The 22,796-nt window shown below is 69.6% G+C and carries 27 protein-coding genes and 1 pseudogene; 15 read left to right on the top strand and 13 right to left on the bottom strand.

Going from position 1 to position 22,796, the window contains the following annotated elements:
• Positions 1–221: 221 nt before the first annotated feature.
• Positions 222–932, top strand: coding sequence for a hypothetical protein (locus KRAD_RS22125; RefSeq protein ID WP_049821357.1), 711 nt, complete (start codon positions 222–224; stop codon positions 930–932).
• 406 nt (positions 933–1,338) lie between these two features.
• Positions 1,339–1,731 (top strand): hypothetical protein, encoded by a 393-nt coding sequence (locus KRAD_RS22130; protein ID WP_157873708.1) that lies wholly within the window; start codon positions 1,339–1,341, stop codon positions 1,729–1,731.
• 177 nt (positions 1,732–1,908) lie between these two features.
• On the opposite strand, the gene KRAD_RS24745 is transcribed toward KRAD_RS22130, so the two are convergent.
• Positions 1,909–3,603, bottom strand: coding sequence for a hypothetical protein (locus KRAD_RS24745; RefSeq protein ID WP_012087940.1), 1,695 nt, complete (start codon positions 3,601–3,603; stop codon positions 1,909–1,911).
• Between the two features lie 394 nt (positions 3,604–3,997).
• Between KRAD_RS24745 and KRAD_RS24750 the strand changes: the two genes are divergently transcribed.
• Positions 3,998–4,942, top strand: a complete 945-nt coding sequence (locus tag KRAD_RS24750; protein ID WP_012087942.1) for a phosphotransferase family protein — start codon at positions 3,998–4,000, stop codon at positions 4,940–4,942.
• Positions 4,943–5,091: 149 nt separating this feature from the next.
• On the opposite strand, the gene KRAD_RS22145 is transcribed toward KRAD_RS24750, so the two are convergent.
• Complete coding sequence (locus KRAD_RS22145) at positions 5,092–5,646, bottom strand: DUF2716 domain-containing protein (RefSeq protein WP_012087943.1); 555 nt, start codon at positions 5,644–5,646, stop codon at positions 5,092–5,094.
• A gap of 181 nt (positions 5,647–5,827) precedes the next feature.
• On the opposite strand from KRAD_RS22145, the gene KRAD_RS22150 reads away from it, so the two are divergent.
• Positions 5,828–6,505 (top strand): hypothetical protein, encoded by a 678-nt coding sequence (locus KRAD_RS22150; protein WP_238985790.1) that lies wholly within the window; start codon positions 5,828–5,830, stop codon positions 6,503–6,505.
• A 185-nt stretch (positions 6,506–6,690) separates the two neighbouring features.
• The gene (locus KRAD_RS26245; RefSeq protein WP_157873709.1) at positions 6,691–6,837 is read left to right on the top strand and encodes a hypothetical protein; all 147 of its coding nucleotides are present in this window, start codon (positions 6,691–6,693) and stop codon (positions 6,835–6,837) included.
• A 136-nt stretch (positions 6,838–6,973) separates the two neighbouring features.
• Here KRAD_RS26245 and KRAD_RS22155 read toward each other — a convergent pair whose 3' ends face one another.
• The 3 genes from KRAD_RS22155 to KRAD_RS22165 form a co-directional block, all read right to left on the bottom strand.
• Positions 6,974–8,254, bottom strand: coding sequence for an MFS transporter (locus KRAD_RS22155; protein WP_012087946.1), 1,281 nt, complete (start codon positions 8,252–8,254; stop codon positions 6,974–6,976).
• A complete protein-coding gene (locus KRAD_RS22160) occupies positions 8,251–8,826 on the bottom strand; it encodes a MarR family winged helix-turn-helix transcriptional regulator (RefSeq protein ID WP_012087947.1) in 576 nt (191 codons plus the stop codon). The genes KRAD_RS22155 and KRAD_RS22160 overlap by 4 nt, the downstream gene beginning before the upstream one ends.
• 197 nt (positions 8,827–9,023) lie before the next feature.
• Positions 9,024–9,782: a hypothetical protein gene (locus KRAD_RS22165; protein WP_157873710.1), complete on the bottom strand. Its 759-nt coding sequence runs from the start codon at positions 9,780–9,782 to the stop codon at positions 9,024–9,026.
• Between the two features lie 383 nt (positions 9,783–10,165).
• Here KRAD_RS22165 and KRAD_RS22170 point away from each other — a divergent pair, with 383 nt between their 5' ends.
• Positions 10,166–10,579 (top strand): hypothetical protein, encoded by a 414-nt coding sequence (locus KRAD_RS22170; RefSeq protein ID WP_041292375.1) that lies wholly within the window; start codon positions 10,166–10,168, stop codon positions 10,577–10,579.
• A 406-nt stretch (positions 10,580–10,985) separates the two neighbouring features.
• Positions 10,986–11,636 carry an MOSC domain-containing protein gene (locus tag KRAD_RS22175; RefSeq protein WP_012087950.1) on the top strand — a complete coding sequence of 217 codons (651 nt, stop codon included), beginning with the start codon at positions 10,986–10,988 and terminating at the stop codon, positions 11,634–11,636.
• Positions 11,637–11,775: 139 nt separating this feature from the next.
• On the opposite strand, the gene KRAD_RS22180 is transcribed toward KRAD_RS22175, so the two are convergent.
• Positions 11,776–12,774, bottom strand: coding sequence for an aminoglycoside phosphotransferase family protein (locus tag KRAD_RS22180; RefSeq protein WP_012087951.1), 999 nt, complete (start codon positions 12,772–12,774; stop codon positions 11,776–11,778).
• A 254-nt stretch (positions 12,775–13,028) separates the two neighbouring features.
• Here KRAD_RS22180 and KRAD_RS22185 point away from each other — a divergent pair, with 254 nt between their 5' ends.
• Positions 13,029–13,454, top strand: coding sequence for a pentapeptide repeat-containing protein (locus KRAD_RS22185; RefSeq protein WP_203417652.1), 426 nt, complete (start codon positions 13,029–13,031; stop codon positions 13,452–13,454).
• Between the two features lie 87 nt (positions 13,455–13,541).
• Here the strand turns inward: KRAD_RS22185 and KRAD_RS22190 are convergent, their stop codons facing one another.
• On the bottom strand, positions 13,542–14,117 hold the full coding sequence (locus KRAD_RS22190) for a GrpB family protein (RefSeq protein WP_157873711.1): 576 nt from the start codon (positions 14,115–14,117) through the stop codon (positions 13,542–13,544).
• A 150-nt stretch (positions 14,118–14,267) separates the two neighbouring features.
• A pseudogene (locus tag KRAD_RS22195) lies at positions 14,268–14,758 on the bottom strand (DinB family protein).
• A gap of 117 nt (positions 14,759–14,875) precedes the next feature.
• On the opposite strand from KRAD_RS22195, the gene KRAD_RS22200 reads away from it, so the two are divergent.
• Entirely contained in the window at positions 14,876–15,322 is a 447-nt protein-coding gene (locus KRAD_RS22200) for an NUDIX hydrolase (RefSeq protein WP_041292376.1), read from the top strand.
• Positions 15,323–15,502: 180 nt separating this feature from the next.
• Here the strand turns inward: KRAD_RS22200 and KRAD_RS22205 are convergent, their stop codons facing one another.
• On the bottom strand, positions 15,503–16,012 hold the full coding sequence (locus KRAD_RS22205) for a hypothetical protein (RefSeq protein ID WP_012087957.1): 510 nt from the start codon (positions 16,010–16,012) through the stop codon (positions 15,503–15,505).
• A gap of 104 nt (positions 16,013–16,116) precedes the next feature.
• On the opposite strand from KRAD_RS22205, the gene KRAD_RS22210 reads away from it, so the two are divergent.
• Both KRAD_RS22210 and KRAD_RS22215 read left to right on the top strand, forming a co-directional pair.
• A complete protein-coding gene (locus KRAD_RS22210) occupies positions 16,117–16,356 on the top strand; it encodes a DUF2283 domain-containing protein (protein WP_157873712.1) in 240 nt (79 codons plus the stop codon).
• Positions 16,357–16,461: 105 nt separating this feature from the next.
• A complete protein-coding gene (locus KRAD_RS22215) occupies positions 16,462–16,869 on the top strand; it encodes a DMP19 family protein (protein ID WP_049821359.1) in 408 nt (135 codons plus the stop codon).
• A 143-nt stretch (positions 16,870–17,012) separates the two neighbouring features.
• Here the strand turns inward: KRAD_RS22215 and KRAD_RS22220 are convergent, their stop codons facing one another.
• A complete protein-coding gene (locus KRAD_RS22220; RefSeq protein WP_157873713.1) occupies positions 17,013–17,165 on the bottom strand; it encodes a hypothetical protein in 153 nt (50 codons plus the stop codon).
• Between the two features lie 416 nt (positions 17,166–17,581).
• Here KRAD_RS22220 and KRAD_RS22225 point away from each other — a divergent pair, with 416 nt between their 5' ends.
• Positions 17,582–17,824 (top strand): hypothetical protein, encoded by a 243-nt coding sequence (locus KRAD_RS22225; protein WP_012087960.1) that lies wholly within the window; start codon positions 17,582–17,584, stop codon positions 17,822–17,824.
• Positions 17,825–18,028: 204 nt separating this feature from the next.
• The gene (locus tag KRAD_RS22230; RefSeq protein WP_012087961.1) at positions 18,029–18,598 is read left to right on the top strand and encodes a hypothetical protein; all 570 of its coding nucleotides are present in this window, start codon (positions 18,029–18,031) and stop codon (positions 18,596–18,598) included.
• Positions 18,599–19,165: 567 nt separating this feature from the next.
• On the opposite strand, the gene KRAD_RS22235 is transcribed toward KRAD_RS22230, so the two are convergent.
• The 3 genes from KRAD_RS22235 to KRAD_RS22245 form a co-directional block, all read right to left on the bottom strand.
• Positions 19,166–19,357 carry a hypothetical protein gene (locus tag KRAD_RS22235; RefSeq protein ID WP_012087963.1) on the bottom strand — a complete coding sequence of 64 codons (192 nt, stop codon included), beginning with the start codon at positions 19,355–19,357 and terminating at the stop codon, positions 19,166–19,168.
• Between the two features lie 18 nt (positions 19,358–19,375).
• Entirely contained in the window at positions 19,376–19,702 is a 327-nt protein-coding gene (locus tag KRAD_RS22240) for a hypothetical protein (RefSeq protein WP_012087964.1), read from the bottom strand.
• Positions 19,703–20,031: 329 nt separating this feature from the next.
• Entirely contained in the window at positions 20,032–20,589 is a 558-nt protein-coding gene (locus KRAD_RS22245) for an HU family DNA-binding protein (protein ID WP_012087965.1), read from the bottom strand.
• A 1,122-nt stretch (positions 20,590–21,711) separates the two neighbouring features.
• Between KRAD_RS22245 and KRAD_RS22250 the strand changes: the two genes are divergently transcribed.
• Positions 21,712–21,942: a hypothetical protein gene (locus tag KRAD_RS22250; protein WP_157873714.1), complete on the top strand. Its 231-nt coding sequence runs from the start codon at positions 21,712–21,714 to the stop codon at positions 21,940–21,942.
• A gap of 3 nt (positions 21,943–21,945) precedes the next feature.
• Positions 21,946–22,788 (top strand): replication protein RepA, encoded by an 843-nt coding sequence (locus KRAD_RS24755; protein ID WP_012087969.1) that lies wholly within the window; start codon positions 21,946–21,948, stop codon positions 22,786–22,788.
• Positions 22,789–22,796: the final 8 nt, after the last annotated feature.

Genomic DNA, 22,796 nt, shown 5'->3' on the forward strand with positions numbered 1-22,796 from the left:
CCGGAAGGTTGTCGGCAACGGTGCGAAGACGCGCGGTTCAGGTCGTGCGGTTGTGCGAGGCTCCGACGATGGCGAGCTTCCCCTGGTCACGTGAGTCGGTCGTTCGTGCTCTGGGGGAGCGGGTCCTCGTCGAGGGGGCGGTGACCCGTGGATTCACCGGCCTCGACGTCCGGCCGGCGCTGACAGGAGAGCCCCCACACTCTGACGCCGGCCATGACCACGTGGTCGTCGTCCTGCGGTGGCAGCAGGGCCCCAGTGTCTACGCCATCGCTATCCCCTTGCTCCCTGAGGGAGCCCACGGGCACGAGGAACTGCCGCCGGGTCTCAGCACGGGACTGCCCATCACCTCGTTGCCGGAGTGGGTCGAGGAGGTAGCCCTGTGGCTGATGGAGGAGCTCGACACCGGACTGGTCCGGCGCGCCACCCGCACCCGGATCGGTGACCTCACCTTCCTCACCACCAGTGGCGGGGCCGCCGACGTCCTGCCTCAGGGCTACTACGTCAGCACCCTTTACATCGGGCCCCATGGCGGTAAGGGCGAGCACCTCGCCGACGTCGGCCTCGACCTCAGCATCGCCCGGCGCATCCTGGACGGTGGCCGCCTGCTCACCTGGCTCCACGCCTACGTCAACAACAGCCGCGGCGAGCCCTTCGTCGGCCATGTCGTCGTAGCCCGTTCACCCGCTGACCCGGCCGGCAACGGAACGCAGTCAGCGCGGCTGGAGGTCCTGGAGGTCGTCCCCGGCACCCCGGACACGGTCGCTGCCGCGTTGGCCTACCACGCCGTCCGCGATGCCATCGAGAGCGGCGCGGAGACCGTCTCCAGCACTCTCGACGATCCCGCCTTGAAGAAGGTCGGCTTCCGCCGTCACGGGAGCGGGTACCTGTCGTTGTCGTGGCGTGACGTCCAGATCCCTGACCTTCGCCGCTGACCTCCGCCGCAGCGGCGCTTGAGCTCGCTCATCGGCGTGTCAGGACGTCCGACGCCGGCCCCAATCGCGCGCTGAGCGCGGGATGACCGTGCGTTGGCGCGATGACGCCTTCCGCGGGTGGCGATGGCTCCTCCTGTTCCGCTGCTGCCGCCGCGAAGGAGGCTGCTGTGCCGCCAACCGGGCGATGTAGGGAAGCGTCTGCGCCTCGCGAGGGTACGGTCCTGATGCCCAGCAGCAGGTGAAACCCTTCACGGTGATGCGTCGATGCGGTCAGCACCGGCTGATGCCGCCTCGTGATCGTCACGCAACGGAAGGTCATACCCCAGACATGGATCGCATCAGGCGGCTACCGCGCGGGCCGGTCCTTGTGCGAGCTCTTGGGGTCGGGGTGGGCTGCCTGGTGGTCATGCTGATCAGCAACTATGTCACTGCGCGTCGAGACGTCGGCGGCGCCGACCTCGGGCTCTTCCTCATCCTCTGGACCGCTGTGGGCTGCCTCACCGCGGTGTGCGGAGCCTGGGACGGTCGTCGCAGCGCTCGGCGAGGCACACCTCGCGACCAGGGGCAGTGGACCTGGGGCGTTGCTGCGTTCTTGGGCACCCTCATCGGGTCGTTGATGCACGCAGGCGACACCCTGCTCAGTGAGTCCATCGACCGGATGGACGCGTACACCGCCGCTGTCCTTCTCTTCGATTTCGTGTTGTTTCCGATCGGACTCGCCCCCTTCCTCGGCGTGGTGGCTATCGCGCCGTTCACGGTGGTCTACGACCGCGTCGCGCGCCGGGGCGTGCCGGGCTGAGGTGTGGTGCGGCGGTCTTGATCGCCGCGCTCAGCGTGCATTCGGTCATCGGCAGGACCGCGCTGTCGCCGGCAGCTCAGGACAGCGCGCACAACGCGGGATGACCGTGCGCCCGCTCACCGTGGGATGACCGTGACGTCACGTGCGGCGCGCTATGACCGTGACGTCCCGCTGTGGTCACTGCTGAGTATGGTCTCCTGCCGACAACCGACGGTGTACGTCCTCCAGGACGGTCCTCGGCTTCTCGTGCCCCAGGGACAAGGCGTCGACGGCTCCCATCACCGCCTCGGCGGGGTCGGGCAGCGCGGACTGCTGCAGCGCGTCCAGGGCGACCACCTCAGGGGCGTAGGGCTCGTGGACCTCCTCGTCGTCCCAGCTGATGTAGGAGCCGCTGTATTCGACCTGCTCCTCGTCCTCTTCGTCCCCCTCGTCGGCGGGGAACACCTTCGCCAGCACCTGGTCGGGGTCATTCCACAGCGGCGGCAGCGGCCCGCCGGCGGCGGCAGCGTGCAAGGCATCCTCGACCCAGTCCCGGCCGGCCAGCCCGGCGAGCGTGCACGCCTGACGGGCCGCCCACACCGCCACCGCGCGCTGCTCGCCGGCCGGCATGACCGCGAGGGCTTCGGCCAGTTCGCGGTGCCGTCGGCCCACGGACGACGCGCGGCCCCCGACGGCCAGCAACCGTGCGGAGGGCAGCTGCTCACCGTCCTGCACCCCCCATTCCCGGCACAGGTCGAAGTACTCCTCGGGGTCCATCCCCTCGGGCACCTTCTCGAGCGGGTCCGGTTCGGTGAACGGTGGCCGGTGGTCCGCGACGTGCCCGACGCCGAACCGCTCGGTCAGTTCTCGCCGCAGACGTGTCAGTTCCTCACGGACCTGCGCCAGGAAGGCGTCCGCGTGCTCCTGCCCGATCGCCTCGTGAACCTGCTTCAGGGTCGAGACGACCGCGTCCAGGGGGTCGGTGCTGGCCGCCTCCACGATGCTGGACACCGCGTACGCGGTCCGGCTGCGGGGGTAGCCGTTGACCGCGGACGCCTCACCGTCCGGATCCGGGAGGGAGTCGTCCAGGCGGGCGTACAGGGCGTCGGGGTCGTGGAACAGCGCCGGTAGCGACCGGTCCTCGCGCAGGCTATGCAGCACCGCGGCGATCCAGTCCACGCGGTCGACGCCGGTCCGGGTGCAGGCCCACTGCGCGGCCCAGTACGCCACGGCCCGCTGCACGCCGGGTTCGGCCGCTGCCAGGTCCTCAGCCAGGTCGCGGTCCAGCTCGACCAGCCAGGGCGCGTCGAACACGTCCAGCAGCCTCTGGCTCGGCAGCAGGGTCTCACCCCACGTCGCGGACGTTCGCGCGGCGCGGGCGAAGGCGGGGTCCTGCATCCGGTGGCGATAGCGGGCGGTTTCACTGCCGACGCGCACGATCGCGTCGGGGGCGGGGGGAGCGGGCCACAGGACCAGTTCGTAGTGGTCCACCAGCGGTTCGTCTGCCATGACGACGTCGGCGTCGCGGCCGGCGTCGATGCCCTGGGCGCTGAAGCGGGCGCGGTAGCTGGGCTGGTCCAGGTACAGGTCGCACACGGCGTCGGATAGGCACCCGGCCAGGACCGCCTCGGGCCACTGGGGGGTGAACGTCGTCTCGACGAGGTCCTCCCACTCCGGCCCGACCGGCGGTGGTTCGTCGCACAGCAGGACCCGGAGGCCGACGTCACCGGTGTGGACACCGACCAGCAAGGTCAGGTGGCCCAGCAGCTGCCCGCCGGCCAGGCCGTTGACCTGACCGGCGAAAGCGGCTTCGTAGTCGTCGGGGACGTCCCCGGCGGACAGGTACGCCTGGAAGTAGGAGACGGCCATCCGCCCCTCGTAGACCAACTGCACGGAGAACCCCTCAGGACGACGACGCTCGGTGATGACAGCCCGTACCGCCGGCGGAGTCGACGCCGGCTCGGGCGGTGCAGATGTTCCACCATGCCGTGGGGTGACGCGCCAGCGGATCGCCGAGCACCCCCGAAGGGAGCAGCGAGCCGGTGCTGGAAGCTCCGAACGGTGGTCGCAGCGTGATCGGCGCAGGCACTTGTTGCGCGCTCTTCGCCGAGATCGTGACGTCGCGGGACGCCGGCGACAGCGCGCACAACGCGGGATGACCGTGAGGTCGCGCGCAGCGCGGGCTGACCGTGACGTCGAGTCCTTGCCGTCACGGCCGCGGGCCGCAAGTCACCGTGGATCGACGACGCGGTGGACTTTTTCGCCCTGTCTCTGACTGACTGGTTCTGTGATCGACGAGGCCGACCCGGTGCCTGCGCAGCTGGGGGCTCTGGGCTACCCCGACGCGCACTGGCTAGCCGCGGGCATGGAGGCTGACGTGTACGCCCTCGACGAGCAGACCGTCGCCCGGCTACCTCGGGAGGCGGCCGCGGCTGGTGCTGGACCCGAGGAGCCCGTGGAGCGACTGCTTGAGCAGCTGAACGGGTGCTGGCTGCCGTTCGCTGTCCCTGCCCTGCTGGGCCGCCTCACCCTGCCCGATGGCCGCTGCCTGCTGCGTCAGCCGCGCCTGCGTGGCCGCAGCATCGGCGACTTCTACGACCCGGCCAGCGGGCACCTGGACCCCCGCGCCGAGCAGGCATTGATCGAGCTGCTGAGCGCGCTGCGCACCATCCCGCACCCGCAGCGGATCGAGATGCCTGACCTGCCGATCCTGGGCGACTCGACGGTGACCACGGCTCAGCCGTGGGCGGCGGCCTTGCAACGGCTGCTGGAGGACCGCACCCGTCGCTTTGGGGGCCTGCTGCAGGCGCACGTTGATCGCCTGGACGACTTGGTGGAGTCCTGCGACGCCTTCTTGGTCAGTCGCCGTGACGTGGCGGTCACGTTGCAGCACGGAGACATCTGCCCGGAGAACGTGCTGGTCGACGACGACTGCCGGCTGACCGCGGTCCTGGACTGGGGATTCCTGACCATGCTGGCCGACCCGGTGCTGGAGATCGCACTGACGGCGGGGTTCTTCGACATGTACGGCCCGCACGCCTTGCGCACGGATCGGCGGCTGAGCGATCTGTTCGTCGAGGCGTTCGACGTCGAGCGCGCGGACATCCTGCGGTTCAAGGCGGTGTACGCCCTCATCGGCGCGAACGCTTACAGCGGCACCGCCGACGGGCACTTCCAGTGGTGCGCTGCGGTGCTGCGGCGGCCCGACGTCCGCTCCGCCGTCCTGCTGTAGGCCGCCAACCCGGCATCAGCTGGTCGCTCGGTCATCGGCATTATGCGGGTGATCGTCGCGCTCAGCTTGACCTCGCTCATCGGCAGGACCGCGATGTCGCTAGGGCAGTCGGGACCGCCCGTATCGCGGGATGACCGGATGCTCCCCGCTCAGCGGGATCGCTCGTGCATGAGCTGGCCGTCTTGGCGCAGGAGCGGGAGCCAGGTGCTGAGGGAGCGGCCGAGGCTGTCGATCAACCGCGGGCCGATGACGCACAGGCTCTTCTCCCAGGGGTGCCCGAAGGTGCCTTCGGTGAGGTCGGGGGTGAAGAAGGCGCAGTAGTCACCGTCGGGGTAGACCGGCACCTGCCAGTGGGTGGGGTCGGTGAGGGCCTGTTGGTGGGGTCGCAGGATGTGGGTGGGGTGCTGCCAGTCCAGGACGAGGAGCTCGTCGACGTCGTGCAGGGCCCAGAGGAAGCAGCGCAGGGCTTCGGCGTTGATGGCGTCGTAGGCCGCTGCTCGCTGCGCGCCGTCGTTGATGGCGGTGAGGTCGAAGGTCAGGGAGGGGGTGGGCTCGTGGATGGCCGGCCAGTCCTCGGGGTGGGGTGAGGCGCGGAAGTGGTAGCGGGCGTGGAAGGCGGCCCATGCCTGCTGGTGGTCGGTGTGGGTCAGTTCGGTCCAGGCTTGCTGGGTGGGGGCGGGTGGCTCTGCTGGTAGGTCGGACACCGCTGCAGGTTAGTGATGTGTCGTTTCAGGACCCCTGCGGTGATCTTTCGCTTTCAGCGAGACCATGACGTCGCGAGCCGCACGCGACAACGCACAACGCACAACGCGGGATGACCGGACATTCCCCGTGCTGGTCCAGGCGCCGCTTCCCCAGCCGGAGGACGGCTGCCACGGTGGAGGGGTGAGCGTGCACAGCGAGGACTCCTTCCGATCCCGGCCTTTGAACGGCCTCCCGCTGCCGGCCTCGACCGCGGCCGCCGTGGAGTCGTTGCTGTCTCCGCGCGGGCGTCCTACCCGAGGTCCGGGCGAGCGGGGCCGGCTGGGGCACTTCGAGCCGATCCCGGAAGAAGCCGCAGCTGAGTGGCTGGGCTTCGCCCCGCCCACCTTGCCCAGCCTGAGCGGGTCCGGGTTCCGTCGGCACTTCGCACGCCAAGGTGGGCGCGACCTCGTCGCGCGGGCGGACCTGACTCGTGGCGAGAGTGCCGCGGTCTACGTCTTCTACTTGCCGGCGGGCTCGGCGTGGCGGGAGGAGACGAGGTTCGCCGAAGCACGCCGGGAGGGTCTGACGTTCTTGTGGCTGCGGGCGGGGTACGGGGTGCCCTGGCCTGAGGAGGAAGGAGGACCGGTGGGAGTGGAGGAGACCGCGACCATTGGTCGTGACCCTGCCAGTGGTGACTTCCTCACGCTGACGGTGGGCAGCACCCGGGTCGGGGTCCAGTACCAGCGAGGGGTGACTCGCCTGGCGTGGTCGTACCGTTCCCAGGACGCCGACTTCAACGTCACGGTGATGAGTGGGCGCTCACCGCGGGCGTCGGTGGAGATGCTGGTGAGCGACCGCGGCGCGCTCTACCTGGGCTGAGACATGCTCCCTGCGTGAGGAGCTGTCGCATCACCGGTCACCGGAACCCGCCCGAATTGCGGGATGACCGTGAGGTCCGGCCCGGCTGCACCGGCGTGAGAGAGCATCGAGACATGGCGGCTTCAGGCCCAGGAGGACAGGCTCCGCGCAAGCTGCGCGCGGGGGACCGAGTACGGCTGAGAACGGTGGACGAGGAGCGTCGCCTGAACGGTCTGACGACGGACGCGGTGGGCGTGATCGACATGGAGCTGGCTGTCGGCGGCTGCCTCGTGGGCTTCCCCGATGCTGGCTTGAACGTCTTCGGTCAAGACGAGCTCGACCTCGTCGAGTGATGCATCTCGCCGACCTCGCTCGTCGGCATGTCAGGCCATCCGAGGCCGGTCACGATCGCGCACTGAGCGCGGGATGACCGTGAAGTTGACTCCGGATCCTCGGTGCCGTGGGACAGCGCAGCTGCCAATGGGGCCCTCAGGTAGCCGGGGTGCTCGGGGGCGCCGGTGGTGTCCAACGACGCAAGGCGGGGGTTGTGGCCGCGATCACCGCGACGGCAAGGACGCACGCCAGGCCACCGGTCAGTGAGGACACCGCGGTCGAGGTGACGCCGGCGACGGCGCCGGCTCGTGCGTTGCCTAGACCAGGACCGGCGACCCCGACGGTGCCTTCTGCGGCGCTGACCCGCCCAAGGAACGCGTCCGGGGTCGACAGCTGCACGATGGTGCCGCGGGAGATGACCGCCACCGTGTCCGCCGCGCCGGCGACGGCCAAGCAGGCCAGTGTCGCGGGGAGGGAGTCCACCAGGGCGAAGGTGGTCAGGGACGTGCCCCAGGTGGCGGCGGCGATCAGCATCACACGCCCGGTACGCCGGGCGCGGGTCAACGTGCCGGAGGTGAACCCCGCGAGCAGGCCGCCGACGGCGATGGCGGAGAGGAACAGGCCTAGCGTGGCTTCCTCGCCGTCGAAGCGTTGCGCGTTGATGGCGGGGAACAGCGCAATTGGCATGGCCAGCACGGTGGCGGCGAGGTCGGTGGCCAGGCAGCCGCGCAGGACAGGACGGCGCAGCAGGTACCTCCACCCCTCCCAGGTGGCGCGTACCGCGGGCAGCCCACCTCTCGCCGCCCGAGCGGTACCTGTGTCTGCGAGGGATTGTGGGCGTATGGCAGGCAGGCGCAGCACCCCGTACAGCGACACGGTGAGGCCCACGGCGTCGGTGAGGTAGGCGGCGCGCAGTCCACCGGCGGCGAGGACGACGCCGGCAACGGCGGGGCCGGTGAGCATGGCGATCTGAAAACCAATGTGGTTCAGCGCCACTCCCGCCCGCACCAGGTCCGAGGGCAGCAGTCGGGAGATGAACGTGCGCCGAGCTGCTGCGCCCACAGCGGCCGCGGAGGTCTGAGCGGCGACCAGGACTAGCACCAGCAGCACCGTGGCGGCTCCAGCCACCGCCTGCAGCGCCAAGCTGAGGGCAGCCAGCACCGAGACGGTTGTGGTCACCAAGACCAGGCGGCGCCGGTCAAGGGTGTCGGCCAGGGTGCCACCGACGATGCCGCCCACGATGGTCGGGACGGCGGTGGCGATGCCGATCGCGCCCGTCCACACTGTGCTTCCGGTGAGGTTCCACACCTGGTAGAGCACGGCGACGACGGCGACCTGGCCGCCGAACGCTGCTGCGGTGGTGCCGATCCACAACCGCCGGAAGGCGGGCGAGGACCGGAGGGGGCGGGTGTCGACGAAACGGTCCAGCGACCTCACCGCTGTTCGCTGCCCTGGCCGTTGTCTTGGTCGTTGGCCGCTAGGAGGGCGTCGATGTGGGCGGTGACGCGTTCGGCGAAGGACCGCTCGCGCAGGGCCGCGCCCAGGTCCTCCACGACCTGCTGCAGCCCGCGGGGGACTTCGGCGTCCAGTTCCGCCCAGGCGGCTTCGGTGGCGCGCCACTCCGCCTCCAGGAACGGTACGAGGGCAGCGCCTGCGTCGGTCAGCGTCACCGTGCGGGTGCGGGCGTCGTCACCGGCGGTGCTGTTGGTGAGGCCGGCGTGGCGCATGGCGGTCACGGTCTGGCTCATGGCCGAGTGCGTCACCCCGACCTGCTGGGCGAGTGCCTTGATGCTCAGGGGTCCGCGGTGGTGTAGGCGGATGAGGGCCTTGCTAAACCGTGGTCGTACCCCGTCGATGCCGTGCTGGGTGTAGACGGCGGCGATCTGGTCGTCCATCCCGGCGAGCAGGTCCTGCAGTGGGCGCAGCCTGTTCAGTTCGGTGGGGTCACCGTTACGGATCTCATCGGATGTCACAGCGCTAACGTAACAGTCCTCATGTGAAATGGTCACGTCCCGCTCATCGGCATGTCCACGAAGTCGTCAGCCGCCGCACGCCGCCCGGATCGTGGGATGATCGGGAAGTTGATCGTGACCGCGGGGCCGCTGCCGTCGTTGCGTCACCCGGCCGACGCCACCGCCACCTCGCCCCCGCCGCAGGCAGCCCCGTGGGCAACAAGGCTGCACCCGTCTCGCTGATTCTGGCTGTGTCAGGTGCGGTGACGGCCGCGATAGCTTGTCGGCCAGTCCGTGCGCCTGCCGGCGCGGCGAGCCGCCGGCTTGAGCTGCCTCCACCAGTCACCGCGACGGGTGGAGGCGCGACGCTCGGCTTTGCGCTTCCTGGCAGCTGCCCGCTCAAGGGCTTCCTGCTGCTTGAGGGCGTGCGAGGCCGCGTCCTCGACCGCAGAGCGGAAGCCCCGGCGCAGGTCCAGGACGATCCAGCCCGTCAACGTCAGCGCCGCCGCGGACCCTACGAGGGTGAAGACCAGGCCCAGCGGCCGGTCGGTGTAGCCGGCCAGGCGCACGTTGGTGACGTCGTGAGGGTCGTAGGTGACCTGCACCACCTGCCCGACACGCAAGTGCTCCGTACGTGGCGGGCAGTCCAGGAAGAGCAGGTCACCGACGTCGGCGCGCACGTCGAAGGACGCGGACCGGCCGTCCAGAGGGCCGCACGTGACGTCGGTGACCACCGCGGAGGTCGTCACTCCCCGCTGGCGGAGGTCCTCGTCCAGGCTCAGGGTCAGCGTGCCTGTGCCGATGCCCAGGATCACCGTCGCCACCAGCCACAGCACGAGGCCCTTGGCGTAGAGCATCCGCGGGATGCGTGGCACGTGTGTCCTGGGTGAGACGCCGGTGGTGCGCTGAGCGCGTTCTGCTGCCGCAGGATCAGCAGTGTCTGCCGCAGGACCAGCCGTGTCTGCCGCAGGACCAGCCGTGTCTGCCGCAGGATCAGCCATGTTGGTGTCCACCCTGGTCTGCGTGACCTCCACCTCGGTCGGTGCAGCACCTGTCGCAGGCTCAGGTGCGCCGTGAGCGGTCCCATGATCTCACCGCGGGCCGCTGGCTGGGGTGGTGATGGGCCCGAACGGGCGACGTCGGTGGAGGCTCTCGTCGTCCTCGACCATGATCACGACTGGAGGGGTGCCGTGGTCGGGTGTCCCGCACGGCGGGATGACCGGACGCGCCGCGGAGCGCCATGACCGGACGCGCCGCGGAGCGCCATGACCGGACGAGGCGTCAGCACCTGCAGCCGCTCCGGGCGGCTGCGGTACAGCGCCTGTTACAGCAGTGATCAGTGCAGGGTGCGGTAAGAAGGGAGGGGCGTGCAGAGCGCCCCGTACCGAGGACAGGAGTGCTGGCGACGATGGCGATTCTCATGGTGGGTGTCGCTCAACTTCCCCGAGTCCTCGAGAAGAAGATCACCCCCAAGAACAAGCGGACGCGACAGCGCGGTCGCATCCGCAGGCAGGTGGTCCATGAGGAGGTGCACAACTCGGGTACGGACGAGGGACTGGCCGCTTTCGTGGAGTACTTCCGGGAGCAGCCTGCGGGGCTGGATCTAGGGGAGGTGCTCAGCTGGAACCCCTACGGGGCGACCCGGGTCTACCCGCCGGCGTCGCCTGAGGTCCAGCGGTTGCAGGAGGAGTTCGAGGGTGCCGTTCACGTCGCGCCTGAAGGCGCCATGCGGGAGGCCGTGGTGCGCGGTCTTGAGGTCATCGACGAGTGCCAGCGCAACGACTACTTCCTGCTCATCTGTCCCGATTGAACATTCCCGCGTTGTGTGGACGGCGCCCCCACCGTGTGGGCCGGGCCCGTCGCGCTGGGTCCGCCGCCTGCTGCGGGTGGGCTGTAGAGGGGCTGCGGAGGGGCGGCAAGGCGCACGACGCGGGACCGGTGTCATCCTCGAGCCGTCTCGAGCCGCGACTGGAGTCTGCCGGCCCGCTGAGGCGGCGCCGGGTACACGAGCCGTCTGGGAGAGGCAGCTCCACGAGCAGGCCGCTGAGCGTTCACGTGGCGTCAGGCCCGGACATGCCCGCAGAAGCGCCCTGAGCGCGGATGACGGTGAAGTCGTGCGCCGCCACCCGCGCCATGAGCAAGCACTGCGTCAGGGTGCTCGCGGGCGCGGGGGAAAGTCGCTGTCCGCTGGACGCGACAGCTCCTAGGGTGATCGTGTGGCCGTCATCTTGAGCGTCAACGTCGGCCAGCGCCGGCCCATCGCGGCGAAGTCGGGGACCAGTGGCATCGACAAGCGCCCGGTGGCCGGCCCGGTAGCGGTACGGGCACCCGGACCCAAGGGTGAAGGTGGCAGCGGCCTGGCAGGTGATCAGATCAGCGACACCGCCAACCACGGTGGCGACCACCAGGCCGTCTACGCCTACGCTCGCGAGGACTTGGACCTGTGGGAGAGCGAACTGGGTCGTCCACTGCCCAACGGCACCTTCGGGGAGAACCTCACCACCTCGGGGCTGGCCGTCAACGAAGCGGTCATCGGCGAGCGGTGGTCCATCGGTGAGGTGGTCTTGCAGGTCTCCTGCCCGCGGATCCCGTGTGTGACGTTCGCGGTGTGGTTGGGAGAGCGGCGGTGGCTGCCGCGCTTCACCCGGGCGCGTGTTCCCGGGGCCTACCTGAGGGTGCTGACGCCGGGAACGCTCAACGCCGGTACGCGGATCGAGGTTCTGGACGTGCCAGCGCACGGGGTGAGCGTGGCCACGGCGTTCGCCGCGTTCACCACGCAGCCGGAGCTGCTGCCGCTGCTGGGCGACGTGCCGGAGCTGCCACCGGAGGATGCGCAAGTGGTCGCTCGCCGCCTCGGTCAGCGCTGAGAGGCGCCAGGTGAGCAGTCATCGAGCCAGGTGTCGGCAGGGTGTCCAGGTCGCGCCTGGGCCGACCGGACACTGCCTGGGTGGCGACCACAATGCGGGATGACCGCGAGGTCGTCAGCTCGTGCGCGTCTATGGGGGCTCAGCTGGTGGTCCCGTACTCGTTGAAGATCGCTTTGAGGACGCGGCGAGCTGTAGCGGCTGCTTCTGCATCGTCGTCAAGGACTCCGACGTAGGTGGCCAGGGTCTTCCACAGCGCCCAGCCGCGTCCTCGAGCCCACGTACCTTCATCAACGCCCATCCGGTGGCGGAAGGCCACCCGGCCTGCGGTGTTCAGCAGGGTCCAGGCCGCGGCGAGGTCGCAGGCGGGGTCACCGACCCCGCAGGTGCCGAAGTCGATGACCGCGCCGAGCCGGCCCTCGCGCAGCAGCAGGTTGCCGGCGGCGATGTCGCCGTGGAACCAGACCGGCACCCGGTTCCACCGCGCCTCCAAGGCGGTAGCCCACACGGCGCGGGCCAGCTCGACGTCGATGCCCGCGTCGATGCCCGCGGCGGGGCGGTCCTTGAGGGTGCTCAACGCGTTCTGCGTTGTCTTGTCGTAGGTGCGCAGCGTGCCGCCGCGAAACCAGTTGTGGATCCCTGGTGCCGGCCCGTCGGTGGCGTCGATGCGCTGCAGGGCGGTGAGGAAGTCGGCGAGGTCGAGGGCGAAACGGACCGGGTCGACCTCACCGTCGACCTCACCGCCGACACCGCGGGCGCCGTTGGTGCTGCCGTCAGCGATGCGGGCGGCCGTCACCGGGCCCTCGGGCAGCCACCGGTACACCGACCAGGCGAAGGGGTAACCGCGGCCGGGTGCGCCCTGGGCCAGTGGGGTGGAGATGGGCAGCGGGAGCTGCGCTGCGAGCTGGGGGAGCCAGCGGTGCTCCTTGTCCACGGCGAGGGCGTACTCGGCGGCGCTGGGCAGGCGCACTGACATGTCCGGGCCGAGGTGGAAGGTGAAGTTGTCCCAACCGCCGTCGGGGACCGGGTCCACCGGCAGGTCGGCCCAGTGGGGGAACTGGTCGGTGATGAGCTGGTGGACCAGGTCGGCCTCGACGCTGAGGCGGGTCGGTACGGGGCCGAGGTCGTGGGCGGTGCTCATGCACGCGGTCTCGCGCCGTCTCCCGGGCGGGGTGTGGGCGCTGCGGTGGCTTCGTCCGAGGCTGCCTGGGCTGCTTCGTCGTCGTAGATCATGCCGGTCATGCCGATCAGGCTGGCAGACGGGACTGCGGCTCTCGCCGGCACCTCGTGCTTCTCGGCAGAACCGCGATGTCGACAGGCCAGTCGAGACCGCCCAGATCGCGGGATGACCGTGAAGTCAGTGGCGGGACGTTGACCATGCGCCAGGCTGGTGCCGTGACCATCGAGATGACCCGAGGAGACCGGCAGAGCTTCTCCCGAGCCTCCTACGGACAGCATCTGCACCAAGTCTCCTTCGCCGGACAAGACCTGACCTCCGTAAGCATCCCCAGGCTGCTGTGGCTCGAACGGTGCTCCTTCGACGGGGCGGACCTTCGCCAGGCCACGCTGGACGGCATGCACCTGAAGCTCTGCACCCTGAAGGACGCGAACCTGCGCGGAGCCTCGCTACGAGGTGTCAGCTTCACCGGCTGTGACCTGACGGGAGCCGACCTGCGTGACGCAGACCTGCACGGGGCATCGTTTGGTGCCGTGAACACCGGCAACAGCAGCGGACGGACGGTGTTGAGCGGGGCGCTGCTCGATCAAGCTGCATTGGTCGACGCGGAGGTCGATGCCAGCACCGTGCTTCCGGAGGACTGACGCAAGTCTCGCGAGGGACCGGGACCTGGCTGTGTCACGGATTGCGGGATGACCGCGCGTTTTGGACGGAGTGCCATGGGCGGGGTCCTATAAATGGTGGGGTTGCTGTCTTGCCCGCTCGGCGGCGAGTAGGCGCTGCACCAGCTCAGACTTGGCCTCGAGGTAGGCCTGCCGGTCGGTGCGCAGCAGGGGAGCTATCCGCTTCTTCAACGCTCCGTACTCGGCCGCGGCCGCAGGGTGGCAGCGCAGGTGCTCGCGCAGGAGTACGTGGTCCAGGTGGGGCTGGCTGCCATCGATGACGACGTAGAGGTGGTGGTAGGGCAGATCGGGTCGAGCCTGCAAGGCTTGCCTTCCGGGAATGCCGAGGTCACCTTCGGGTGTCCATCCTCCGCTGGCCAGGGCGTGTACTGCGGCACGCGAGGCGTGCTCGTCGGCGACGACGACGTCCACGTCGATGATTGGCTTGGCGGCCAGGCCGGGAACGGCGGTGGAGCCGACATGCTCGATGCTCAGAGCGACGTCGGCGACCAGCGGGTGAAGGCAGGAGCGCAGCATGTCGAAGTCCTCACGCCAGTGGGGGTCGTAGTCGACGACGACTGCGGGTGGGGTGTGAGTCGCCTCATCGCCCCGGCGGGTTCGTGCGGTACCTGGCGAGTCGTCCATGATGCTCAGCTTGCCCGAGTAGCAGCAGCTGCCGGCCGGGGGGACACATCCGGAACTCAGCAGCTCAGGACGTCCGAGGCCGGCCATGATCGCGCACTGAGCGCAGGATGACCACGCGGTGCTCAGCAGATGGCCTACGCCAGGACGCGGTCAGTCCGGCCGGTGGCTCCCCGCAGCTCCGTCGATGAGCTCGCGCAGGATGTCCATGTGCCCGGCATGGCGCGCGGTCTCCTCAACCAAGCCGATGAGGACTCGGCGCAGGCTGACCTGATCACCGAACCACGCCGTGCCCACGTCCTCGATGCCGTGCTCGGCGATCACCGCATCGAAAGCGGCGCGGGCGCGTCCGTAGAAGGCGACGATGTCAGCGCTCGACTCGTGCGGGCCGGCGTTCATGTCGGCGACGGGATCGGTCTCCAGCACCTCCGTCACTCGGCCGTAGGTCGTAGGCAGCCACTCGTACTCGACCCCGGCGAGGTGTTTGACCAGCCCAGCAGGTTGGTGCCCGTGGGGGTCATGGGCCGGCGCAGCTGCTCCTCGTCGAGGCCCTCTAGCTTCCACAGGACGGCGTCGCGGTGGCGGTCGAGGCTGATGTGCAAGCTGGTCTTCTCCTCACCCCTGAGCGGCACCCGCTTCGCCATGGCAGCCACCCTCCCATCACCCTGCCATGACCTCGACACCGCAAGACCCCTCGGAGGCCACCCCAGCCACGCAGCGGGCGCGGCGGGCGCGTGTGGGCTTCCCGATACGGTCCTGCGGTGCCTCACGACCGCTTCCGCCTGCCCGTCGCCGTCTACGGGATCCTGCGGGTCGGAGAGCAGGTTCTGATGCTGCGCCGCGCCGGCACCACCTTCCGCGCAGGTCAGCTGAGCCTGCCCGCCGGGCACCTGGAGGGCGGGGAGGACGCCGTGGCCGGGTTGCTACGCGAGCTGCGCGAGGAGGTCGGCGTCGAGGCGACGCCGACCGACTGCCGCCTGGCGCTGGTGGTGCACTCAGCGCCCGAGGACGAGGACGATCTGGAGTACCTGCACCTGTTCTTCGTCCTGGAACAGTGGAGCGGTGAGCCGGTCGTTGGTGAGCCGGACAAGTGCAGCGAGCTGGTGTGGGTGAGTCCGGCTGCGTTGCCCGGCGATGTCGTGGACTACGTGGCCGAGGCGCTTCAGGCGATCGAGCGGGGTGAGTCCTTGCTGCTGCACGGCTGGTGACCAGGCGCGGTCCTGGGGCGCGGATGGACTACCCAGCCATCGCCGTGTCCGGGGCATCGCCGGCAGCTCAGGACCGCGCACAACGCGGGATGACCGCGCGGACGGCGGGATGACCGTGAAGTCGTCTCACCGCGCGGAGCGCGGCTACTGCGGCTGCAGCGGTGCTCACGAGGCGGGGCCTCAGATGTGCACGGCGTCTTCGCTGGTGCTGTAGCCGCCGCGTTGGGCTAGGAGTAGGTGCTGGGACTGGCTGAAGATGGGGAGGCGTCGGAAGGTCTGACGGAAGCCCTCTGCGCGGAAGCGCACGTCGAAGTCGGATCCGGCGATGTGCCAGCCCTCAGTGGTGCGGGTGATGTCGGAGATGTCCAGCCAGCCTGTGCCGCCGGCGGTGTTCATGCCGATGTTGAGGTCCATCACGCGGTGGAAGATCAGCGTGGCGGGGGCGACCCAGAAGTCGTAGAGGCCGCGGCGTGGGTCCCGCAGTCGGCGGCGGGGTGGCTCGACCCAGCGGGTGATGTAGTCGAGGTCGATGACGAGGCGGTCCATCAGCCAGTCGACGTCCTCGGCGTAGGGCTCTTCGGTCTTCTGGATGGTGAAGGACCACATGGTGGCGTCGTGCCAGCCCATGTCGGCAAAGTCGGCCTCGGTCCAGACGGCCTTGGCCAGGCCGTGCTCGTGCTCGGTCGTCACCGCAGCAGGCTATCGAGGCACGGGGCGCGTTCTGGGCCCAAGACGTACCGCAGCGCGGGATGACCGGTAGATCGGCCGTGTGCTCGTTGCGGCAGGCTAGGGCCATGGACGGCACCTGGGACGCGGAGGTCGACGCGGCTTACATCGACTTGAGTGGCGACTGCACCGACCTCGCACTGGAGCAGGTCATCGTGGACACGGGGTCGAAGGAGTACGAGGTGATCCTTGACTTCAGCACCGCGGGTCGTCTGCTGGGAGTCGAGGTGCTGGGCGCTACGACTGCCCTAGACCCTGCTCTGCTCCGGACGCTGCGTCGTATCGACGGGTCGGCAGAAGCGCACTGAGCGCGGGATGACCGGATGCTTGTCGGGGACCATCCTGACCGGTGGCTGCGCCCGCGTCTGCAAGGAGCGACCCACCCAGGAGGCGCGCCCAGTACCGTCGCGCCTGTGACGGATGAGGAGTTCGACGCCCTGTGGAACCGTGCGTGCGAGTGGGACGCTCCGGCCATCAAGACCCACCGCGGGGATGAGGCTCTGCACGTCGCGCTGACCTTCCACGGCAGCGTCATGAACGGCGGCCTGCTGGACGCGGTGGAGAACTACGGCGAGGACCTCGAGTACCCCCTGCCCCGGGTGCTGCAGGCCTACCGCTTCCTGGGCCTGGACGCCGTCGCCTCGATCATCGAGCGGGCACGCCAGGAGTACGAAGAGCTGGCGGGTGCTGACGGCCAGGTGCACGACGACCTCACCGCGGAGCGCGTCGACGCCTCGTACTCCTTGGACGGCGACGCTCTCAGTGCCGCAGCCCGTGCCGTGGTGGAGGCGTCTCCGAACGGCTTCGCCCCGCTCAGCTGAGAGCACCACCAGCCTGATCCGTGCTCGGGCACCGTCCGTACTTCGACAGATGAGTGAAGTCGCCAGCCGCCAGCGTCAGCGCGCACATCGCGGATGATCGTGCGGTTGAAGCCTCGGCTGCGGGTAGCGACGGAGCGCTGATGCTAGAAGGGGATGCGTGGGCTGCGTAGCTCGCCGATGAGCAGGGCGAGCACCTTGCCGTCTTCGCTCTCCCAGCGCTGCAGCCCGCCTTCGTTGTTCACGAAGCGGACCAGGCCGGCTTTGATGATCTTGCGTCGTTCGGCGTCGGTGGCCACACGCTTGGACCCCACGCGGGGGTTGGGGCTGCAGTCGAGGAGGTTGAAGACCATGACGTCGGCGGCGTTGAGCAGGTCGCTTTCGCGCTTCCAGAGGCGGTCGCTGGTCAGGTGGTAGGTGCGGGTGCCGTCTCAGAAGAGGTCGTCGTCGGTGTACTCCGGTTCCCCCGGCTGCAGGGGGTAGCCGCTCCAGTCCTTCACCGCAGCAGCATGTCCTGTGGCTCCTCAGCCTGCCAGCGACTTCCCGACCGAGCGGGTGACCCGAGGCCGCTCAGTGCCAGGCCAGCGCGATGACCGTGACGTCGGTCAGGGTGCGTCGGGTGGGCGTCGGGTGGGCGCCGGGTGGGGCGCGTCCGTGTGGGTGATTTGCCTCGGCATCGTCAGGCGTCGGAGTGCAGGCCTGTTAGCTTCCGGCGGTGCGCTACCGCTTCAAGCCCAGCAAGCCGGCCGCCGTCCTGGGCGCGTTCGTCGGGGCGGGCATGCTGGTGTTCGGCATCAGCAGCTTCAAGGACACAGACTCACGTCCCTTCATGATCTTCTGGTGCCTCGTCGTCGTCGCCATCGTCGTCTTCAACCTGTGGTCGGCGTTCAGCACCAAGGGGTCCTCGGGGTCCTTCGAGGCCACCGACGATGAGCATGACCACCGCCCCCGCCGGTGAAGAGGCGGTCCCGGCGAGAGAACGGTTCCGGTGAGGAACGGCCGAGGATGCGCAGGACAGGCAACCCGCCGTGAGCGCAAGGCGGGTAGAGCAAGCAGGGCAGGTAGCGCAGTCGAGCGCTGACCGGTGGTGGCCTGCCGCGGTGGGCGCAACGAACCCGGTGGTCCCGGTGGGCTCGGTGGCCCCGGTGGGCTCGGTGACGGGGTGAGCAGCAGCGCCGGACGGTGGGCGACGCCCCCACGTCGCTGGCACCGCCCGTCCTGGGATGAGGCGGCCGGCTCGTTCTTCTGGGTCACCTTCGTCGCGGGGGTCCTGCTGGCCGCTACCGGTGACTGGGCAAGCCTGGTGGTGGGGAGCGGCTCGATGCTGGTGGGGGCGATCAGCAGCTACCACCACGCCGATGAGGAAGCTCCCTACGCCAAGCGTTTCTCCCAACCTCTTGATGCAGCGACCCAGCAGCTCGTGCACGACAGCGTGAGCGAGGGCCGGTGGCCGCCAGAGGCGGCGCTGCGGGAGCTGGGGCTGGCCTACGCCGCAGGATGGGCGCGGCGGGTGCGGCGGGGTCTGGCCATCGCTGTTGTGGTCGTTGTCGGGTCCTGCCTGGCCTGTGCGTTGCTGGTGTGGCTGCTCGATCAGCGCTGGCCGGAGTCGACCCCGACGAGGTCGTGGGGGGTGGTGATCACCGTGGCGGGGGCGGTGGGATGGCTGCTTACCGCGGTCGTTCCCGGGATGAGACGTCTGCGGGCACTGCGCCGCCTGCAACGGTCCGCGTGACGTCTCGCGGGATACCGGCTCGCGACCGGTCGACCACGTCCGGCCTCGGTCACCGTGACGACGTCACCACCCCGACAACACCACAACCGCGACAACGTCACCGTCCCGGCCGCGGCGCTGACCCCGGCCAGCACGAACCGCCCCGGCTGCTCGGGTGCGGCTGCTGGTGCGGAGCAGCACCTACCGGTCACGCTGGCCGGTAGGTGCTGCTCACGCGGCGAGCCAGGCCGGTGGGTCAGCGCTGACAGAGGTGACGACGTGGCCGGGGGCGCTTGCGCGTCCGCTGCTGCCGGCGTCGTCCACAGCCGCCCCGTGGCTACCGCGCGAGTCCTCCACCGTCCTTGATGCCCCCTGCTGTCGAGACCGAGGATGAGCGGCCACGTCGCCAGCCGCGATGATGCACCGTTTCGACAGCCGCATTGATGCACCGTTCCGTACCCGGTCCCCGACGCCCGCCTCGCGGGCCAGCAGAGCCGCGGTGTGATCAGCCGTGATGCAGTCTTCGAAGTCCGCGGCCGCGGCCAGCCCCCACACCACCGCCTGCAGCGACGTCCGCGACGGCGCTGGTCACTGCGTTCGCGGGATCGGGTGGATGGCGGCGTGGACGCTATGGGCCCAGCGCACGGCGAAGCGGGCCATGTCACGGGGATCGGTGGGCAGGATGCGTACACGTTCACCCGTCAGCGCTTCGACCCCCACCGTTTCGGGAGGCATCGCCTCGGGGAGCGCCCCCTCGGTGGGCATCGCCTCGCCGATCACGGGGCTGCACCCCGCTGCTCATTGCAGCGCGGATCGCAGCGCTGGTGGTGGCGGGGCCTTGATGGCGACCCAGATGCGCGCTGCAGCCAGGAAGCGCAGCAGGCTTCGCGGCTGGGCGTAGACAGTGACCGCCTGCCCCCTCACGTATTGGGTCACACCGATGTCGGCGACGTCGACGCCGAAGGAACGCAGCTGCCCGGCGAGGGCGGCCGGCAGGTGCGCGGTGGGCGGCAACCTCACCAGTTCAGTCCGGATGGCGGGTGAAAGCTGGCGCCACCAGGCCGCCAGGGCGTCACTTTGTTGGTGCACTGCACAGGTCTCGGCGCAGGTGGAGACTTGCTTCACGGCTACTCACCCACCCGGCGGGTGCGCCTCACCCAGACAGACGGAGGCGAAAGGCCGGCGTGCGCGAGGCCACCGCGCGCTCGAGGCCACCGCGAGGTCGAGACCTCGTGAGGAGCCCACGGTGAAGACGCGGGGGCGAGATGCATGCGATGTATGCGCTCAGTGGGGGATGGGTCACGGAAGCGACGGATCTCGTCCTAGACGGTCTGAGGCCCCGCACCCCCCGAGGGTGCGGGGCCTCATACTCCCGCTCGACCCGCCCCGGTTCGTGTCAGATCAGTTCAGATCAGTCTGCGGTGACTACGCCCGGTGCGTACGGCGGCTACAGGTCAGGCCTTCTTGGCGACCCGACGGGTGGTGGTCTTGGCCGGGGCCGACTTGCTAGCAGCAGCCGTGGTGCGAGTCGTCGGAGCTGCCTTCTTCGCCGCAGCCGTCGTACGAGCCGGGGCGCTCTTGGCGGCGGTCTTCGTCGCAGCCGTTCCCGCAGCACTGGTGGTTCGTGTACCCGACGCCGTGCGGGCCGGGGTCGTCGTCTTGGCGGCGGCCGTCTTCGCGGCAGGTGCGGTGCCGGTGGCCTTGGCCTTCAGCTCCGCCTGGTAGGCGCGCAGGGCCTTGGTGTCGGAGACGACTTCTTTAAAGGCGGTGCCGGGGCGGAAGCGCGGCACGGAGGTCTTCTTGATCTTGACGGCTTCGCCGGTGCGGGGGTTGCGCCCGGTGCGGGCGTTGCGGACCTGCTTCTCGAAGGTGCCGAACCCACTGATGGCGATCTTGTCGCCCTTGGCGACGGTGAGCTGGATGAGCTCGATGACCGCCTCCACAGCGGTGGTGGCTTCCTTGCGGCCGCCGAGACGTGTCTCGAGGGCGTCGACCATCTCTGCCTTGTTCACGGGGGTTCCTCCTGCAGGTGGGGGGTGGGACCGGGTCGTTCGGGTCGTCGGGAGTTGGGCAGGAGCCCGACAGGGGAGACGGTACGACTGTTGATCACTTCCCCGTCATAGGAGGGCCTCACCGGCGTGGCGCGGAGTCGTTGCGACACAGACTGCCTGGCCTCGTAGCGCAACCCCAACGCCTGCAGGACAGTCTTTTTCGAGGGGCTGCCCTCGTGCACTGGCTGTGGGCTGCCCCTTATCCATCCGTCCATGACGCACGACCACGGACCCGGTGAAGCCACCGCATACCGGAATGGGCTGTCAGGTGAGCATCGACCTTGCCACAAGTCGGCCCATGACTCAGCCCGTGACCCAGCCCGTGACCCAGCTCGTGACCCAGCCCGTGACCCAGCTCGTGACCCAGCCCATCACCCGGCCCGTGACCCAGCCCATCACCCGGTCCGGCCCCGGCCTCCCCAATGGGCCCGCAGCCGGCTCAAAGCCGGCCCCAAAGTCACCCCGCGACGCATGCCGCCTCATCGCCGCCAGCTGCCGCGCTCGCAGTGACCCGTGCCGTCCGCGAGCTGTACCCAGCGCTCGATGTTCACAGTTGGCGCTGACGACTACAGGTAAAGATGTACAGGAAGAAGCTACAGGGGGACCCACCCACACCGCCGCTGACCTGCGACGATGCTCATGGGGGCGGCGCCAAAAATACGTAACGGCGGCGCCAGAAATACGTACCCTCCCGCACAAGCACCCCACCCCAGGCGGCGCCAGAAATACGTGGACCGCTCCCACCGTCCACCCCCACCTGTGGACACCCACGAGCCCCTCAGCCCGCCCACCAGCACCCCCTCAGCGCATCCGTCCCCAGGCTCACCACGGCGCTCGCGAACGCCCGCACCAAGGTCGAGTACCGGTCTGCGATCGCTGTCCTCACCAGGTGAGGACCAAGGCGTGGTCAGGGCGTAGGCAGGGCGTAGAGAGAGCTGGCTAGGCCGAGCCACCACCCTGACGCCTGGATGGGTGGGCACACATGGGCTTCTCGTCGGGTGTCTCGTATGGGGCAGCGGTCGCGCGTCAACACGCTTCCCGCTGGTGCGTGACCAGCAGGCGCCCACGTGGAAGGCTGATGTCGTGACCTCCCGGCCTGGTCGGCCTCCACGCGACGACCTCGCCTGGCTCGATGAGGCCGCCCAGCTGTGGGACCAGGCCCACGCCGACATCGGCTACCTCGCCCGCGTCTTCGCCCAGACGTCTCTGCCTTACCGCGACCCCGGGGACCTGCCCGTGTGGCAGCGCCGCAACGGTGGCCTCACCCTCACTCTGCAGCCCAATGTTTCGCTGCTGGACCCGGACGGGGTGTAGGAGTTGATCGGCTACCCCTACAGGACCCTGCCGCGGTCGCTGCTGGCGTGGCTGACGACGGAGGCGGTGCGGACGAAGAGCCGCACCATCCCGCTGGGGGAGTCCCTCAGCGACTTCTGCCGGCAGTTGGAGCTGCCCATCACCGGGCTGCAGATCCGCCGGCTGAAGGACCAGGCCCGGCGGTTGTTCAACGCCCGCCTCTCCGTGCACTACGTCGAGCACCTCGACATCAGTACAGAGACCGACCCGTCCCCGCGAGGACAGCGTCGTCAGGTGCGTCAGGAGGCGGGGCAGAACCTGCTCATCGCGTCTCGCTACGAGCTGTGGACCACCACCCAGCGCAACGCCAAAACCGCCGACCCTGTCGAGGCTGCTGGGCCAGCCGGCAAGCCGGCCACCCGGCAAGGCGCCAAGGCCGCCGCCCCGCGAGGTGCGAAGCAGACGGCGGTAGCGGCCGAGGTGGCACTGCCCTCCAGCGTCACCCTCAGCGCGGAGCTGTACGAGGAAGTCACCCACCGCCCCGTCCCCGTCGACATCGGCGCGCTGCGGCTGCTGCGCGGCTCCCCGTTGCGCTTGGACGTGTACACGTGGCTGACGTACCGGATGAGCTACCTGCGCAAGCCCGTGGTCGTCACCTGGGAGCAGCTGCGGTTCCAGTTCGGCACCCAGGTGTCCACCCCGCGTGGCTACCGCCACTTCCGCGCTGACTTCTCCGAGGCCCTGCGGTGGGTGCTGGCCATCTACCGGGAGGCGAAGGTCGATGAGGTCGCCAACGGCATCCGCCTGCGACCCTCTCCTCCGCACGTGGGTCGTGGCAAGCGGCCGGCGCTCAACCAGCGCACCTGAGCACCTGA

Source organism: Kineococcus radiotolerans SRS30216 = ATCC BAA-149, assembly GCF_000017305.1.
Taxonomy (GTDB): Bacteria; Actinomycetota; Actinomycetes; order Actinomycetales; family Kineococcaceae; genus Kineococcus; species Kineococcus radiotolerans.